This is a genomic window from Pseudomonas sp. FP2309 (assembly GCF_030687575.1).
Classification (GTDB): Bacteria; Pseudomonadota; Gammaproteobacteria; order Pseudomonadales; family Pseudomonadaceae; genus Aquipseudomonas.
On the sequence record NZ_CP117439.1, the window covers coordinates 4,799,289 to 4,813,340 of the forward strand.

Genomic DNA, 14,052 nt, shown 5'->3' on the forward strand with positions numbered 1-14,052 from the left:
CACAAGCAATAGGGTAAGAAACGACGCCGGGCAGTCATCCCGGCGTCGGTTTTGCGCAATCGTGTTAATACGGCGCCCTGGGGGTGCTGAGCCTGGAGGCCCCATGAGTCTGCCCGCCGCTTTCCTTACTGACGTCGCACAGTTGATCCCCAAGGATCGACGCTTCGACGACCCGCTTTCCACCTTGGCTTTCGGCACCGACGCCAGTTTTTACCGATTGATCCCACGACTGGTAATCCGCGTGGAGTCGGAAGACGAAGTCGTCGCGCTGCTGCAATGGGCACAGCGTGACCGCGTACCGGTGACCTTTCGCGCGGCAGGCACCAGCCTGTCGGGCCAAGCGATAAGCGACTCGGTGCTGATCGTCTTGGGCGACAACTGGAACGGCCGCGAAATTCGCGGGCAAGGTACGCAGATCCGCCTGCAACCCGGCGTCATCGGCGCCCAGGCCAATGCTTGGCTGGCCCCCTACGGGCGCAAGATCGGGCCAGACCCTGCGTCGATCAATGCCTGCAAGATCGGCGGTATCGTCGCCAACAACGCCAGCGGTATGTGCTGCGGCACCGCACAAAATACCTATCACACCCTGGCGGGCATTCGCCTGGTGCTCGCCGACGGCAGCCGCCTGGACACTGAAGATGCCGCCAGTGTCAGCGCCTTTCGCAAGCAGCACGGCGCACTGCTTGAGCGCCTGGCGACATTGGGCCGTGAGACGCGGGCAAACGCCGAATTGGCTGCAAAAATTCGCCACAAATATCGTCTGAAAAACACCACCGGCCTGTCACTCAACGCCCTGGTGGATTTCGATGAGCCACTGGATATTCTCAGCCACCTGCTGGTAGGTTCCGAAGGCACGTTGGGGTTTATCAGTGCCGTCACTTACGACACTGTGGTCGATCACCCCAACAAAGCCTCGGCGTTGATCGTGTTCCCAGACGTCGAGACCTGCTGCAACGCGGTAACCGTGCTGAAAACCCAACCGGTTTCGGCCGTGGAGCTGCTGGACCGACGCAGCATGCGCTCGGTGCAGAACAAGCCGGGCATGCCGGCTTTCGTACAACACCTGTCGGAAAACGCCTGCGCGCTGCTCATCGAATCCCGCGCCGCGTCCTCCTCGTTACTGCATGAACAACTGGCGCTGATCATGGCGTCCCTGGCCTCTTTCCCAGTGGAAAAGCAGGTCGACTTTACCGAAGACCCTGTAGAAAACGCTCGGCTGTGGGCCATCCGTAAAGACACCTTCCCCGCCGTCGGCGCCGTGCGCAAAACCGGCACCACGGTGATCATCGAAGACGTCACCTTCCCGGTCGAACAATTGGCCATCGGCGTGAACCGCCTGATTGCCCTGTTCGACAAACACCGCTACGACGAAGCCATCCTGTTCGGACATGCGCTGGAAGGCAATCTGCACTTCGTGTTCACCCAAGGCTTCAACAGCGCCGAAGAAGTCACACGCTACCAAGCGTTCATGGACGACGTTGCACACCTGGTGGCGGTGGAGTTCGGTGGCTCACTGAAAGCCGAGCACGGCACCGGCCGCAATATGGCGCCTTTCGTGGAATTGGAATGGGGCAGCGATGCCTACCAGTTGATGTGGCAACTCAAGCGTCTGCTCGACCCCAACGGCATACTCAACCCGGATGTGGTGCTCAGCGAGGACCCGCAGATTCACCTCAAGCACCTCAAGCCGCTGCCGGCGGCCGATGAACTGGTGGACAAGTGCATCGAGTGTGGCTTCTGTGAGCCGGTGTGCCCGTCCAAAGGGCTGACCTTAAGCCCGCGCCAGCGCATCGTGATCTGGCGTGACATCCAGGCAAAAAAACGCGCCGGCGTCGATACCACCGACTTGGAAGAGGCCTATCACTACCAAGGCATCGAGACCTGCGCCGCCACCGGGCTGTGTGCCCAACGCTGCCCCGTAGGCATTAATACCGGCGACCTGGTGAAAAAGCTGCGTAGCCATGACGCTGACCGTACGAAAACCGCCGAATGGCTCGCCACCCATTTCGCCACCGCCTTGCAAGGCGCGCGTTTTACCCTGCACGTGGCCAACGGCGCGCGCATGCTGCTGGGCGCACCGCGCCTGGCGAAGTGGTCGGCGGCGGTGACTACCCTGTCCAAAGGGCAGATCCCGCAGTGGTCTGACGCCATGCCACAACCGGAGAAGGCCATTCGCTTCAGCCCACCTGTGACAGACGAACGACCACGGGTGGTCTACCTGGCGGCATGCGTATCGCGGGCAATGGGCCCAGCCGCCGACGATAAAGAGCAGATGTCGCTGCACGACAAAACCCGTGGCCTGCTGGAAAAAGCCGGTTACCAGGTTGTCTTTCCCGACAACCTGGACAGCCTGTGCTGCGGCCAACCTTTCGCCTCCAAAGGGTACGCCGAACAGGCAGAGCATAAGCGCCAGGAGTTGATCGGCGCGCTACTGCATGCAAGCCGTGGCGGTCTGGACCCTATCTATTGCGACACCAGCCCCTGCACCCTGCGCCTGGTACAAGACATCAGCGAAACGCGTCTGGACCTCTATGACCCCGTACGCTTTATCCGCACGCACCTGATGGATCGGCTCGACTTCACCCCTCAGGAAGCGCCGATCGCCGTGCACGTCACCTGCAGCACCCAGCACCTGGGCGAAAGCCAGGCGCTGATCGACCTGGCCCGGCGCTGCGCCAAAACCGTGGTCATTCCGGAAGGCATCCATTGCTGCGGATTCGCGGGCGACAAAGGCTTCACCACACCGCAACTCAACGCCCACTCGCTGCGCAGCCTCAAAGACGCGGTGCAGCATTGCAGCGAAGGCATCTCAACCAGCCGCACCTGCGAGATCGGCCTGAGCCAGCATGGCGGCATCGATTACCACGGGTTGGTGTATCTCGTGGACCGCGTAACACAGGCACGCGCGCACTGACCCTGCAAAAAAACAGAACCCCTGCGCGCCGGCGCAGTCATCTGCATAGGCCTCGACGAACGAGGCCCTTCAGTGATGTCGCTGGCAGCCCCTGAACGCCAGCAGCGTCGAGCCCTTTTACGCAAGGAGACACCCCATGAAGCGTTCCGCTCTTGCTGGCTTGTTCATTACTGCTGCGATGTTGACCTCCCCTGCCTTTGCGGCGGGTGAGGCCGACCTGTGCAAGATCAACCTGGATAAAATCAACAACGGCAAAGCACTGCTCGCCACCGACACCAGTGGCAAAAGTGGCGAGGTCGACACGGCCGTCTCCCAGGCGAAGGCCGCCCACGCCGCCGGTGATGACAAAAAATGCATCGAGATCACCTCCAAGGCGCTGCAGGACCTGCAGAACATGGACAAAGGCGGCGAATAGGCGCGAGGCCAACCTTCGGGTTGGCCTTCCGTGACCATTTGGCGTACACTGCACAGGCTTGTCACTCACTATGAAACAACGAGTTACAAGCACGGGGCCGTTTAGGATTCGACGCCGGTCGCGAAACTTTAGGTGCATGCCGAGTTGGTAACAGAACTCGTAAATCCACTGTTGCAACTACTTATAGTTGCCAATGACGAAAACTACGGCCAGGAATTCGCTATCGCTGCGTAAGCAGCCTTAGACCTGAGCTTCTGGTACCTTCGGGTCCAGCAATCACCAGGGGATGTCTGTAAACCCAAAGTGATTGTCATATAGAACAGAATCGCCGTGCAGTACGTTGTGGACGAAGCGGCTAAAACTTACACAACTCGCCCAAAGCACCCTGCCCTTCGGGTCGCTGAGGGTTAACTTAATAGAAACGGCTAAGCATGTAGTACCGACAGCGGAGTACTGGCGGACGGGGGTTCAAATCCCCCCGGCTCCACCACTTGATCATCTAAAGACGTCCACGGACGTCTTTTTTTGTGCCTGAAATTCAGTGAAATAACGGGTTTAAGCGCTACTGGGGCTCCGTGGAGTTTTCTGAGCCCCAGCCGTTTGGGTATTTCAAATGGTATCCCAGGCTTTCTCGTGCCAATTTTTGAAATACCAAAACGGGTCACAGGCAGCTCTCATGCCCGCTCAGGCCCATCGCCTAGCTGCGCGACTAAGCCGGCCACCAGCATTGCGACTCACTCTTCAGCGAAGTAATCACTGTCCAGCTGCTTCACTTCATAGACCTGCTTAACGCTCACACCCAAGTTGTTTTCCACCATCAACCGCGCCAGCTCAATACCGTCGATCAATACCACTTTGATATCCAGCCCCAGCGCCGCAGTGCGGGCGCCTTCGGAAAACTCCGAGGTGGTGATGAACACGCCCTTACGCGCACGCTGGCGAGTCAATGCGCCGATAAACTTGTCGATTTCCGGACGATGCACCGTATTGGCCCAGCGTTTGGCCTGCAGATAGATCACATCGAGACCTAGCTTGTCTTCTTTGATGATGCCGTCGATACCATCATCGTTGGTCGCTTGGGTCGCTTTGCCAGCCTCTTTACGCGAGCCGCCGTACCCCATAGCAATCATGAGATCGACCACTAACCGTTCAAAGAAGCGGGGGGTGGCCAGCCGGACTTGCGTCAGCAGCTCATCTGCCAGGGACTGCATCAGTGCTTGATGCGCCTCAGCCAACTGCTCGTCTGGCGTGGTTTCGGCAATACCAACGCTCAGCAGGGATGGCGCGTCGACTGATTGCGGTTTGGCCGTATGGAAGTCCGCAAACTCGGGAAACTGCTTTAACCAGCTCACCGTGATGCGCTGCGGGCCGTTGGTCAACGCATCAAGACCACGCGGGGTAATTTGCACCATGCCTTTAACCGGAATGCACAGCAGCCCGGCCTTATTCAAATAGGTACGAGCCCAGCCCACTCGGTTGTTGATTACCGTCTGCTGACCAGACGGCAGGCGCTCCTTGCGTTCGTCCTCGGTCAATTGAAATTGGTCAGCCATCCGTTCGCGCAGCTCATTGAGCGGCAGCGGCGCACCGTTCTGCACGGTGCTTAACACCGGGCGCATCACACTTTGAAAATCCGGAATTGCCACGGTTACTCCCTAATTCTGGCGGCCGATTTAGATCCCGTCCGCGCGGCTCTTCGTTTCGTTATCCAAGACTTCCAGTGACAGTGACGACTGATGCGCTCGGCGATGCCGGTAAGGTACTGCAACTGATCGTCGTCGCTCACTTCGGCACCGAAGATATCATTTAACGTTTGGATGAATTCTGACAACCGTTTCTTCTGCGGTCCATGCGGCTTACCGCTCCCAACGTCACCGCCGGGTTCGACGGTGTATTTGCCCATTTCCTCGTTCCCCTCGCGCTAGCCATCGCGCCGCCTCACTCAACTCTGCAACCAATCACGAACACCAAAAACACCGAAGTTCGCAACTTTATTACACCGCCTCATTCAATCTTAATAAGTCTCAACTAAAACTAGTAACTTAGCCAACTATCTATTTTCAACCCATCAATCGAATAGCCCTTCCCCGCCCCCCTATTGCTTTAACGATAAACCCACCCATTATTTCTCTTCACATATATTTTACATTCCCACACATATGCTAATGTCATTAAGACATCACCACTGTTTAAGCCAAGACCAAGGGGGCGTGTATGGCAGGTGTAATGGCATCCGTAAACAGCCGCACGCAACTGGTCGGCCAGAACAGACTGGAACTATTGCTATTTAGATTCAACGACCATCAGTTGTATGGCATCAATGTCTTTAAAGTCAGGGAAGTTATTCGCTGCCCCAAGTTGTCTCTACTACCAAAGTCTAATAACAACATTTGTGGCGTGGCCAATATTCGGGGCACGTGTATTCCGATTCTAGACCTGGCGATGGCGACTGGGCTGCCGGGTATCACGGATAAGGAAAGCGCTTTTATCATCCTTACGGAGTACAACAACCGCGTTCAAGGCTTCTTGGTGTACGCCGTCGAGCACATCGTCAATTTGAACTGGGAAGACATTCATCCGCCGCCCAAGGGCAGCGGCGATAACAATTATCTGACGGCGGTGACTCGAAGCGATGACCGCCTGGTAGAGATCATTGATGTCGAAAAGGTGCTGACGGAGATCTCGCCGTCCAGCGAAGAAATTTCCTCAGGCGTGCTGGACGACGACGTCACCCAGCGGGCTCGTCATCTGCGTGTGTTGACCGTGGACGATTCGATGGTGGCGCGTAAACAGGTCACCCGCTGCCTGGAGACGGTCGGTGTCGAAGTGGTCGCCTTGAACGATGGTCGCCAGGCGTTGGACTACCTTCGCACCATGCTCGACGAGGGGCGCAAGCCGGAGAAGGAGTTTTTGATGATGATTTCCGACATCGAAATGCCGGAAATGGACGGCTATACCTTGACCGCCGAAATCCGCAGCGACCCACGCATGGCTGCCTTGCACATTGTGCTCCACACCTCGCTGTCGGGTGGGTTCAACCAGGCCATGGTCAAGAAAGTCGGGGCCGATGACTTCCTGGCGAAGTTTCAACCGGACGATCTCGCCGGCCGCGTGGTCGCGCGCATCAAGGCAACGATCCCGGGCTGACGCTTAAAACAACACACCTCAAGCCAAGGAGGCTGCCGAGAACAGTAATAAAAAGAACATCAACAGAGGGCATGCCATGTTGAAATGTAATGAGCTCAATGATCAGACGCCTGATGGCGAAACCAAGCCATTTTGGCGGGACCGGGTGCCAAGCGCCCAGCCTGACGCCCCGTGCGCCATGGGGTGCGGTGCCCAACCCGGCGATGCGGGGTCCTCGTCTGCTCCGGCCGTCGCAACGCCAAATCCCCCCACGTCCATGCAGGATGAACTGGTCGCCGCGCAAGCCATCTGTGGCCGCGCCAAGACCGCCGTGGTCGAAATGTTCGGTCATGCCCGCATGGGCAGGGCCTTGGAACTGGAAAGCGTCAGTGCACTGGTCGAAGATATTTCCAATTCGATCGCACGCCATCCCGATGCTTTTATCAGCCTGGCACGCTTGAAGAGCATCGACGACTACACCTACATGCACTCGGTTGCCGTGTGCGCATTGATGATTGCCGTGGGCAACCAGTTGGGCCTCTCCAACGCAATGATCCGCAGGGTCGGGATGGCCGGGCTGCTGCATGACATCGGCAAAATGGCCATACCTGGCGCAATCCTCAACAAGCCCGGCAAGCTCAGCGATGATGAATTGCAACTGGTGCGCACCCACCCGCTGGAGGGTGAAAAAACCCTGCTGGCCACCGCGCAGATGTGCGAAATGGTCGTGGACGTATGCCTGCATCACCACGAAAAAGTCGACGGTACCGGCTACCCCCATCAGTTGGTGGGCGACCAAATCAGCCTGGTTGCGCGGATGGCCGCGGTCTGCGATGTCTACGACGCAATCACCTCGGACCGGTCCTACAACCAGGGTTGGGACCCCGCTGTTGCGATCCAGCAAATGTCATCGTGGAAGGGGCATTTTGACGATGAAGTGTTCCGCGCGTTTTTAAAGTCCGTGGGCATTTACCCAGTCGGTTCGATTGTTCAATTGAAAAGTGGCGGCATCGGCGTGGTCATCGAACAACACGCCGACTCGTTGTTGGCACCCAAAATAAAAGTGTTCTTTCTACCCGTACTGAACATCTATATCCCCCACCAAATAATAGACCTGAGCGAGCCTAACCAACCCGATCGTATTATTGCGCGCGTCCCGTCACAACGTTACGGTTTCAAAAACACCGAGCGCTTGTGGCTCGACGCTGAAACATCACAGACGCACTAACAATCTACAGCGCTGTACAGCATATCCATGCCTAAACAGCCGGTGATTCATTAAGCCTTGCGTACACCAAAAACACTGAAATGCCGACATCCCATGATGTTGGTAACTATAAGCGCGGGCGGGAAACATCATGAAATTCAACTCATTGCAGACTCGAATTTGCTTTACGGCCGGACTCTGCCTGTTTATTTCGTGCGCAAGCCTGGTGTTATATGGGTTGTACTCCTCAAAGGCCAATGAAGCCTACGTCGGTACCGAAGTTTCGACATTGATAGAAAGCGCCACCATCCGCGAAGTGCAAAACCTGGCGGAGTCGCGTGCCAATGCCATTCAGGCGAAGCTGCAAAATGCCCTGGACTCGGCACGCACACTGGCCAATACGCTGGGCGCGGGCAAGGCCGCACAGAGCCCGCTGGCCTTGAGCCGGGACGCCATTAATACGATGCTGCTCAGCGTGCTCAAGGACAACCCGGACTTCAACGGCACCTACTCCTGCTGGGAGCCGGATGCGTTGGATGGCCAGGATCAAGCCTTTCGCAACAACGAGGGCGGTAACAACCCGTTGACGGGCCGCTTCACTCCCTATTGGACGCGAAGCGCAGACGGCCACATCGCGGTGCAGCCGCTGGTTGAATATGACTCCGATGCCCGCCACCCCAATGGCGTGTTGAAAGGCGGCTGGTACTCCGGCCCCCGGGACACCCTGAAAGAAAGCGTACTCGACCCCCTCCCCTACGTGGTGCAAGGCAAGAATGTGTGGCTGACCACCCTGTCGGTGCCGATCACCGCCAATGGCAAGTTCTACGGCGTGGTCGGTGCCGACTTCGATATCTCGTTTATCCAGAAGCTCAGCGAGCAGATGTCCGCCGACCTGTATGGCGGCAAAGGCTCCGTGTCGATCCTCAGCCATCAAGGCCTGGTGGTGGCCGACAGCAAGCGGCCGGAGCTGATCGGTCAGCCACTCAAAGCCTTGCTGCCAGGCACTTGGGACAAGGTGCTGGCCAATGTGCAGAAAGGCCAGGGCGACAGCCGCCTGAACCAGGACACCCAGGAAATCGAGGTGCAGATGCCCATCAACCTCGGCCGTACCGGCAAGCCTTGGGCTATCGTGATCCATCTGCCCAAAGCGGTTGTCATGAGCCAGGCCCTCGCACTTGAGCAGGAATTGCAGTCACGCGGCGTCAAGAGCAGCACCTGGCAGGTCTCGGTCGGTGTTGCCATTTCCCTGCTGGCACTGCTCGCCCTGTGGTTCGCCACCGCGAAGATCGTCGGCCCGATTCGTGAAGCCGCCGCCTTGGCCGCCAACATCAGCCTGGGCGATTTCTCTCGGCGGCTGGAGCAAAAGTCTGAAGATGAAGTCGGTCAACTGTCCTTTGCCTTGAACGATATGTCGGAAAGCCTGCAACGCCAGGTTCGGGTGGCCGAACGTATTTCCGAAGGGGACCTGGACCTGGAAGTGCGTCTGTCGTCGCCCAACGACACACTGGGCAAGTCACTGGAAAAAATGGTCGGCAACTTGAACGCCCTGATTTCCCAGGTCCAGGCCAGCGCCACACAAATCACCGGGAGCTCTGCGCAGGTCACCGAGTTGAGCCAGTCATTGTCCGATGGCGCATCGAACTCGGCGTCTTCGATCACGGAAATCAGTGCGGTGATGACGCAAATGGCGGCGCAGACCACCGATAACTCTGCCAACGCGAAAAAGGCCGATGAGCAGTCCCAGGCAGCACGCGCCGACGCAGGCGAAAGTGACAAGCTGATGAGTGAACTGATCGCGGCCATGGCCGAAATCGACAATTCGGGCAAAGACATTACCGCCATCATCACCACCATCGACAACATTGCCGCGCAGACCAACCTGCTGGCGTTGAACGCGGCGATCGAGGCGGCACGTGCCGGTGAGTTGGGCCGTGGCTTTGCCGTGGTCGCCGATGAGGTGCGCAGCCTCGCCGCCCGCAGTGCCGAGGCGGCGCAGCAAACGGCGGCGCTGATTGCCGACTCTTCGACCAAGACGCAACGCGGCATGGTCATCGCCGGGCGCACCGCTGACTCGCTGCGCAACATCGTTACCGGCACCAGCACCGTCTCCAGCCTGGTGTCGATGATCTACCAGGCGTCCAGCGAACAGGCGTCCGGCTTGCAACAGGCCAGTATCGGGCTGGAGCAAATCGACGAAGTGACCCAGCAGAACCAGCTCAACTCGCAGCAATGCGCAGCAGCGGCCAGGAACCTGTCGGAGCGCGCCAGTGCCATGCAGCAAGGCTTGAGTCGCTTCAAAGTCAAAGCCTAGCGGTACGTCTAACGCAGCCGGGGGCGCGGCCCCCTGGCATCGCGTGATAAACCCTCTGTCCGTTCACGAAATATTAAGAATCGCCTCCCTATACTCGCCCCTTGCCCGAGTCGTTCCCCCCGAATGCCCTCCTGCCCTGGTAGCCAGACTTCATGACGCGCCCCGCTCCTCTGCTGCTCCTTCTCGCTGGTCTGTTGTTCTTCTTCGCCCTGGGCAGCCATGAGCTGCAAGGCTCCACAGAGGCACGCGTCGCCGGCATCGCCATGGCCATGCACCTGGACAATGACTGGGTGATCCCACGCCTGTTTCGCGAGCCCTTCCTGGAAAAACCGCCCCTGAGCCTCTGGCTGGATGCCGGCGCGATTCGTTTGTTTGGCGCCACCACCTGGGCTGTGCGCCTGGCTTCGGCGTTTGCCGGACTGTTCAGCGTGATGCTGTTCTACGGCATGTTGCGCCGCTTCGGGCGCCCCAAAACCCTGGCGTTCTGTGCGGCGTTGATTCTGGCGACCATGGCCAGTTACTGGGGCAATGTGCGCGGTGTGGGTGAGGATTCGTTGCTCAGCCTCGGCGTGACCACCGCATTGCTGGCGTTCTACCAGGCCGTACGCCCCGAACGTGAGGGGTCCAGTAGCGGCGCGTGGGCGCTGTTTACCGTGGGGATGGTGATCGCCACCCTGAGTAAGGGCGTACTGGGCCTGGCCATGCCGGGCATCGTGATTTTCGTGTACCTGCTCAGCACCAGCGTGATGGATAAACGCGTGCGCATCGGCGACTGGATCAAACCGGCGGTATTCACACTGCTGGCCTTGGTGCCGCTGCTGATCTGGCTGGGGTTTCTCTACCAGCGCGGCGGCCTGCAGGCCGTGGCCGAGGTGCTGTGGACCAACAGCGTCGGACGCTTCAGCGGCTCGTTTGTGGAGGCCGGGCATTACGAGCCCCTCTACTACTACATCGCAAAGCTGCCCGAGGCCTTTTTGCCGTGGAACATCCTGGTGTACCTGGGCTTGTGGCACTTTCGTAAAAGCTTGGTGCGCAACCGCTACTACCTGTTTTTCAGCGTGTGGCTGGTGGCGCAGTTCACCCTGCTGACCCTGGCCTCCAGCAAGCGCACCGTTTACCTGATGGCACTCACGCCAGCCGCAGCGGTGCTCGCGGCAGAATATGCAGGGGTCGTGTTGGCGTGGCTCAAGACGCGCAAACCGGCGCTGTATCGCTACCACCGCGGCATCATCATCGGTGCGTTCAGCCTGGCGATTGCCAGTTATCTGACGGCCGCGTTCTGGTTCGCGCCAAAGGCAGACAGGCGCGAGTCCTTCGTGCCGGTGATCAGCCAGGCCAGGGCCTTTCAAAACCAAGGCAAAGACGTGGTGATGTTCCGACCCAACGAGCGTATCGCCGGGGCGAGCGTGTTCTATCTGCAGGGGTACTTGCCAATCCTGCAAACCGAGGCAGAACTGCGCAGTTTTCTCACGGCCAAGCCCGGCAACGTTGCGCTGCTGGACAACCCCAGCCAACTGAACGAGAAGGTCAGCGTGATCAAAGAGATGAAGATTGGCCGCCAGCCTTACTATTTCATCGAACAGTAAGGCGGGCGCGAAGGGATCAGTGCTTGGTGACCTTGTCCAGGTAACCCATGGCAAACGCCGAGACCACGAAGGTCATGTGGATGATCACGTACCACATCAGGTGCTCGGGATCGACGTTCTTGGCGTCCATGAAGATGCGCAGCAAGTGGATCGAAGAAATCGCCACGATGGAGGCCGCCACTTTCATCTTCAGCGACGAAGAGTCCATGGTGCCCAGCCAGTTGAGTTTTTCTTTGTTGTCATCGATATCCAGCTGCGAGACGAAGTTCTCGTAGCCGGAAATCATCACCATCACCAGCAAACCGCCGACCAGCGCCATGTCGATCAACGACAGCAGCAGCAGGATGACGTCAGCCTCGAGCATGGAAAATACGTTGGGCAGAACGTGGATGATTTCCTGGAAGAACTTCAGCGCCAGGATCAGCAGGCCCAGGGACAATCCGAGATAGATCGGCGCCAGCAGCCAGCGTGAAGCGTACATAGTGTTTTCAATAAAGCGTTCCATGGGGTCTCACACAGCGTGGCTATAAATGGCGGCGAGTATACCAGCCGCCACAAGACACCTGTAACCGCGAGAAAACTGACCCAGGCGGCTTCTGTAAGAGAATTTTTCTGCTAGTGTCGAGCCGAATAACTCGGCTCGATGACGTCGGACAGGAAGAATGTAAATGATGGATGTGCGATCACCTTTGGCCACTGTCAGCCTGTGTGCGGCATTGCTGCTCGGCAGCGGCTGCTCCCCCAGCGATGAACAGAAGCAGGCCACCCTCGAAGAAAAGACCGCCACCTTCGAACAGTCCCTCGACCGCATCCAAGACCCCAAACTGCGCGACGCCATCGCCGATCTCGGCGGTTCGTTGCTGTTGCTCGAACGCGCACGGGTCAAGCTCGCCGCCAAACCCATCGAAGCCGAATACGGCGAAGACGCGCTGGCCCTGCTCAAGCACTACCCCACGCCTCAGGCGCTGGTAGACACCTATATCAACGGCCTGTTCGTGCTGCGCAAAACCTCGCACTCCGACTACCTGACGGATTTGCAGCCGGTGTTCCCGTTCAGCTTCAACCTGCCCGACGCATTCCCGTTCCCCCATGGCGTGGAGTGGCAATCGGTGACGCTGAGCAACAACAAAGTCATACCGTTCCAGCCGGAGTGGTCGGAAACCGACCCAGGCATCCAGTTGAGCCCCAGCAGCTCCAACCTGACCAACCCGGATGACTTGACGGTGACCTACCCGTTCATCGATGGCATCGAAACGGAAAACAAGAGCCAGCCGCAGCCCGTCAGCCTCAAGGCCGCAGTGGAGGTGATCGCGCCGAGAGCGGTGTTGACGTTCGACCTGTCTAAAAAGGACGTCGGCCACAAGCGCACCGAGGGCGCTGTCACCGTCAACCTGCTGCTCCTGGAAAAAAACTACGCCGAGATCGAACTGACCAACAACGAGCCGCTGGCACCGCAGGTGGGCGATGTGTCACCGAACCCATTGCTGGTGCAGGCGCGCGATGCCACCGGACAATTCCTCACGCGTTCGGGGTCGATCAACGAAAGCGCCGCGCAGGTCGCGTTCTATGAGAAACAACTGGCCGAGATGCAAAAACAGACGGTCTGGTCCGACGCCTTCGAAAAACAGCTCACCGAGCAACAAAAGGCCTTCGAACACAAACAGAGCAGCCATTACGCCAAGGTGTATTTCAACGGCCTGATCGACAGCGTGCAGGTCAACGTGCTGGACTTTTCAGAGGCGTCCGTCACGCGTAAGGACCTCGATCTGCCGGTGATGCGCTTCGACAAGAACAGCCTGGAAAAAACCGTGCAACCCTTGCCGATGCCGGTCACCGTGTACGACGACAGCGCCGCCAACTGGCTCAAGAGCGCTGCGCTGACCGAGGACCAGCTCAAAAGCAGCGTGACCATCAGCCAGTCCGTCGAAGACGCCAGCGCCGCCCATATCACGTTCGATCACCCCTACACCTTCAATGACGAACTGGTAGGTGCCGAGCGCAACAGCAGCGAATCGCCGGTGACGTTCTTTACCGCCGACGACAAGGGTGAACGCGGCGAACCCATTGAGTTGCCCACCGAGGCTTACGAAATGAACCCGGCGCGCGGCACGCTCACCTACGACCTGACCCTGTTCCCGGAAAACCCGGCCTTTGTGGTGGGCTCCATTCCGCTGTTCCTGGCGACCATCGAAAAGGGCGAACTGGAAGCGGCCAAGCTACCCAAGGGCTTGTCACTCAAGGACAACGCACTGATCGTCGACCAGAAAGAATTCCCCGCCGACAGCTGGCGTTTCTACGCCAAGGACGCCAGCGGTCAGTACCTCAAGGAAATCCTCGGCGTCAGCCACCGCGCAGAGGAATACGGCACGCCGGTGTTTGACGTGCATTATTTCTACGGTAAGCCGACCACCCTGGAAAGCTACCAGCGCACCGACCTGAGCACCGTGCAATACGGCTTCGAGGTCAAGCTGGACAAACCCGAGGGCAAATAGC

9 protein-coding genes, 1 other RNA gene and 2 pseudogenes are annotated in these 14,052 nt (G+C 58.5%); 9 read left to right on the plus strand and 3 right to left on the minus strand.

Going from position 1 to position 14,052, the window contains the following annotated elements; genetic code table 11:
* Nucleotides 1–103: 103 nt before the first annotated feature.
* The 3 genes from PSH59_RS22070 (at nucleotide 104) to ssrA (ending at nucleotide 3,819) form a co-directional block, all read left to right on the plus strand.
* Complete coding sequence (locus PSH59_RS22070) at nucleotides 104–2,914, plus strand: FAD-binding and (Fe-S)-binding domain-containing protein (protein WP_305393659.1); 2,811 nt, start codon at nucleotides 104–106, stop codon at nucleotides 2,912–2,914.
* A gap of 136 nt (nucleotides 2,915–3,050) precedes the next feature.
* Complete coding sequence (locus PSH59_RS22075; RefSeq protein ID WP_248078296.1) at nucleotides 3,051–3,329, plus strand: hypothetical protein; 279 nt, start codon at nucleotides 3,051–3,053, stop codon at nucleotides 3,327–3,329.
* A 93-nt stretch (nucleotides 3,330–3,422) separates the two neighbouring features.
* Nucleotides 3,423–3,819: a transfer-messenger RNA gene (gene ssrA / locus PSH59_RS22080) on the plus strand.
* 244 nt (nucleotides 3,820–4,063) lie between these two features.
* Here ssrA and PSH59_RS22085 read toward each other — a convergent pair.
* Entirely contained in the window at nucleotides 4,064–4,975 is a 912-nt protein-coding gene (locus tag PSH59_RS22085; RefSeq protein WP_305393660.1) for a restriction endonuclease, read from the minus strand.
* A gap of 83 nt (nucleotides 4,976–5,058) precedes the next feature.
* Nucleotides 5,059–5,241: pseudogene (locus PSH59_RS22090) on the minus strand (hypothetical protein); the annotation flags it as partial.
* A 302-nt stretch (nucleotides 5,242–5,543) separates the two neighbouring features.
* Between PSH59_RS22090 and PSH59_RS22095 the strand changes: the two are divergent.
* The 5 genes and pseudogenes from PSH59_RS22095 to PSH59_RS22110 all read left to right on the plus strand — a co-directional run bounded on the left by PSH59_RS22095 (nucleotide 5,544) and on the right by PSH59_RS22110 (nucleotide 11,559).
* Nucleotides 5,544–6,476 carry a chemotaxis protein CheV gene (locus tag PSH59_RS22095; RefSeq protein ID WP_305393661.1) on the plus strand — a complete coding sequence of 311 codons (933 nt, stop codon included), beginning with the start codon at nucleotides 5,544–5,546 and terminating at the stop codon, nucleotides 6,474–6,476.
* A gap of 256 nt (nucleotides 6,477–6,732) precedes the next feature.
* Nucleotides 6,733–7,683 (plus strand): HD-GYP domain-containing protein, encoded by a 951-nt coding sequence (locus PSH59_RS22100; protein ID WP_305393662.1) that lies wholly within the window; start codon nucleotides 6,733–6,735, stop codon nucleotides 7,681–7,683.
* Between the two features lie 1,135 nt (nucleotides 7,684–8,818).
* Nucleotides 8,819–9,028: pseudogene (locus tag PSH59_RS26460) on the plus strand (chemotaxis protein); the annotation flags it as partial.
* A 159-nt stretch (nucleotides 9,029–9,187) separates the two neighbouring features.
* Nucleotides 9,188–9,973 (plus strand): methyl-accepting chemotaxis protein, encoded by a 786-nt coding sequence (locus PSH59_RS26465; RefSeq protein WP_370694438.1) that lies wholly within the window; start codon nucleotides 9,188–9,190, stop codon nucleotides 9,971–9,973.
* Between the two features lie 152 nt (nucleotides 9,974–10,125).
* Nucleotides 10,126–11,559: a glycosyltransferase family 39 protein gene (locus PSH59_RS22110; RefSeq protein WP_305393664.1), complete on the plus strand. Its 1,434-nt coding sequence runs from the start codon at nucleotides 10,126–10,128 to the stop codon at nucleotides 11,557–11,559.
* 16 nt (nucleotides 11,560–11,575) lie between these two features.
* On the opposite strand, the gene PSH59_RS22115 is transcribed toward PSH59_RS22110, so the two are convergent.
* Entirely contained in the window at nucleotides 11,576–12,064 is a 489-nt protein-coding gene (locus PSH59_RS22115; protein ID WP_248078352.1) for a TIGR00645 family protein, read from the minus strand.
* Between the two features lie 163 nt (nucleotides 12,065–12,227).
* Here PSH59_RS22115 and PSH59_RS22120 point away from each other — a divergent pair, with 163 nt between their 5' ends.
* Nucleotides 12,228–14,051, plus strand: coding sequence for a hypothetical protein (locus PSH59_RS22120; RefSeq protein ID WP_305393665.1), 1,824 nt, complete (start codon nucleotides 12,228–12,230; stop codon nucleotides 14,049–14,051).
* Nucleotide 14,052 lies beyond the last annotated feature (1 nt).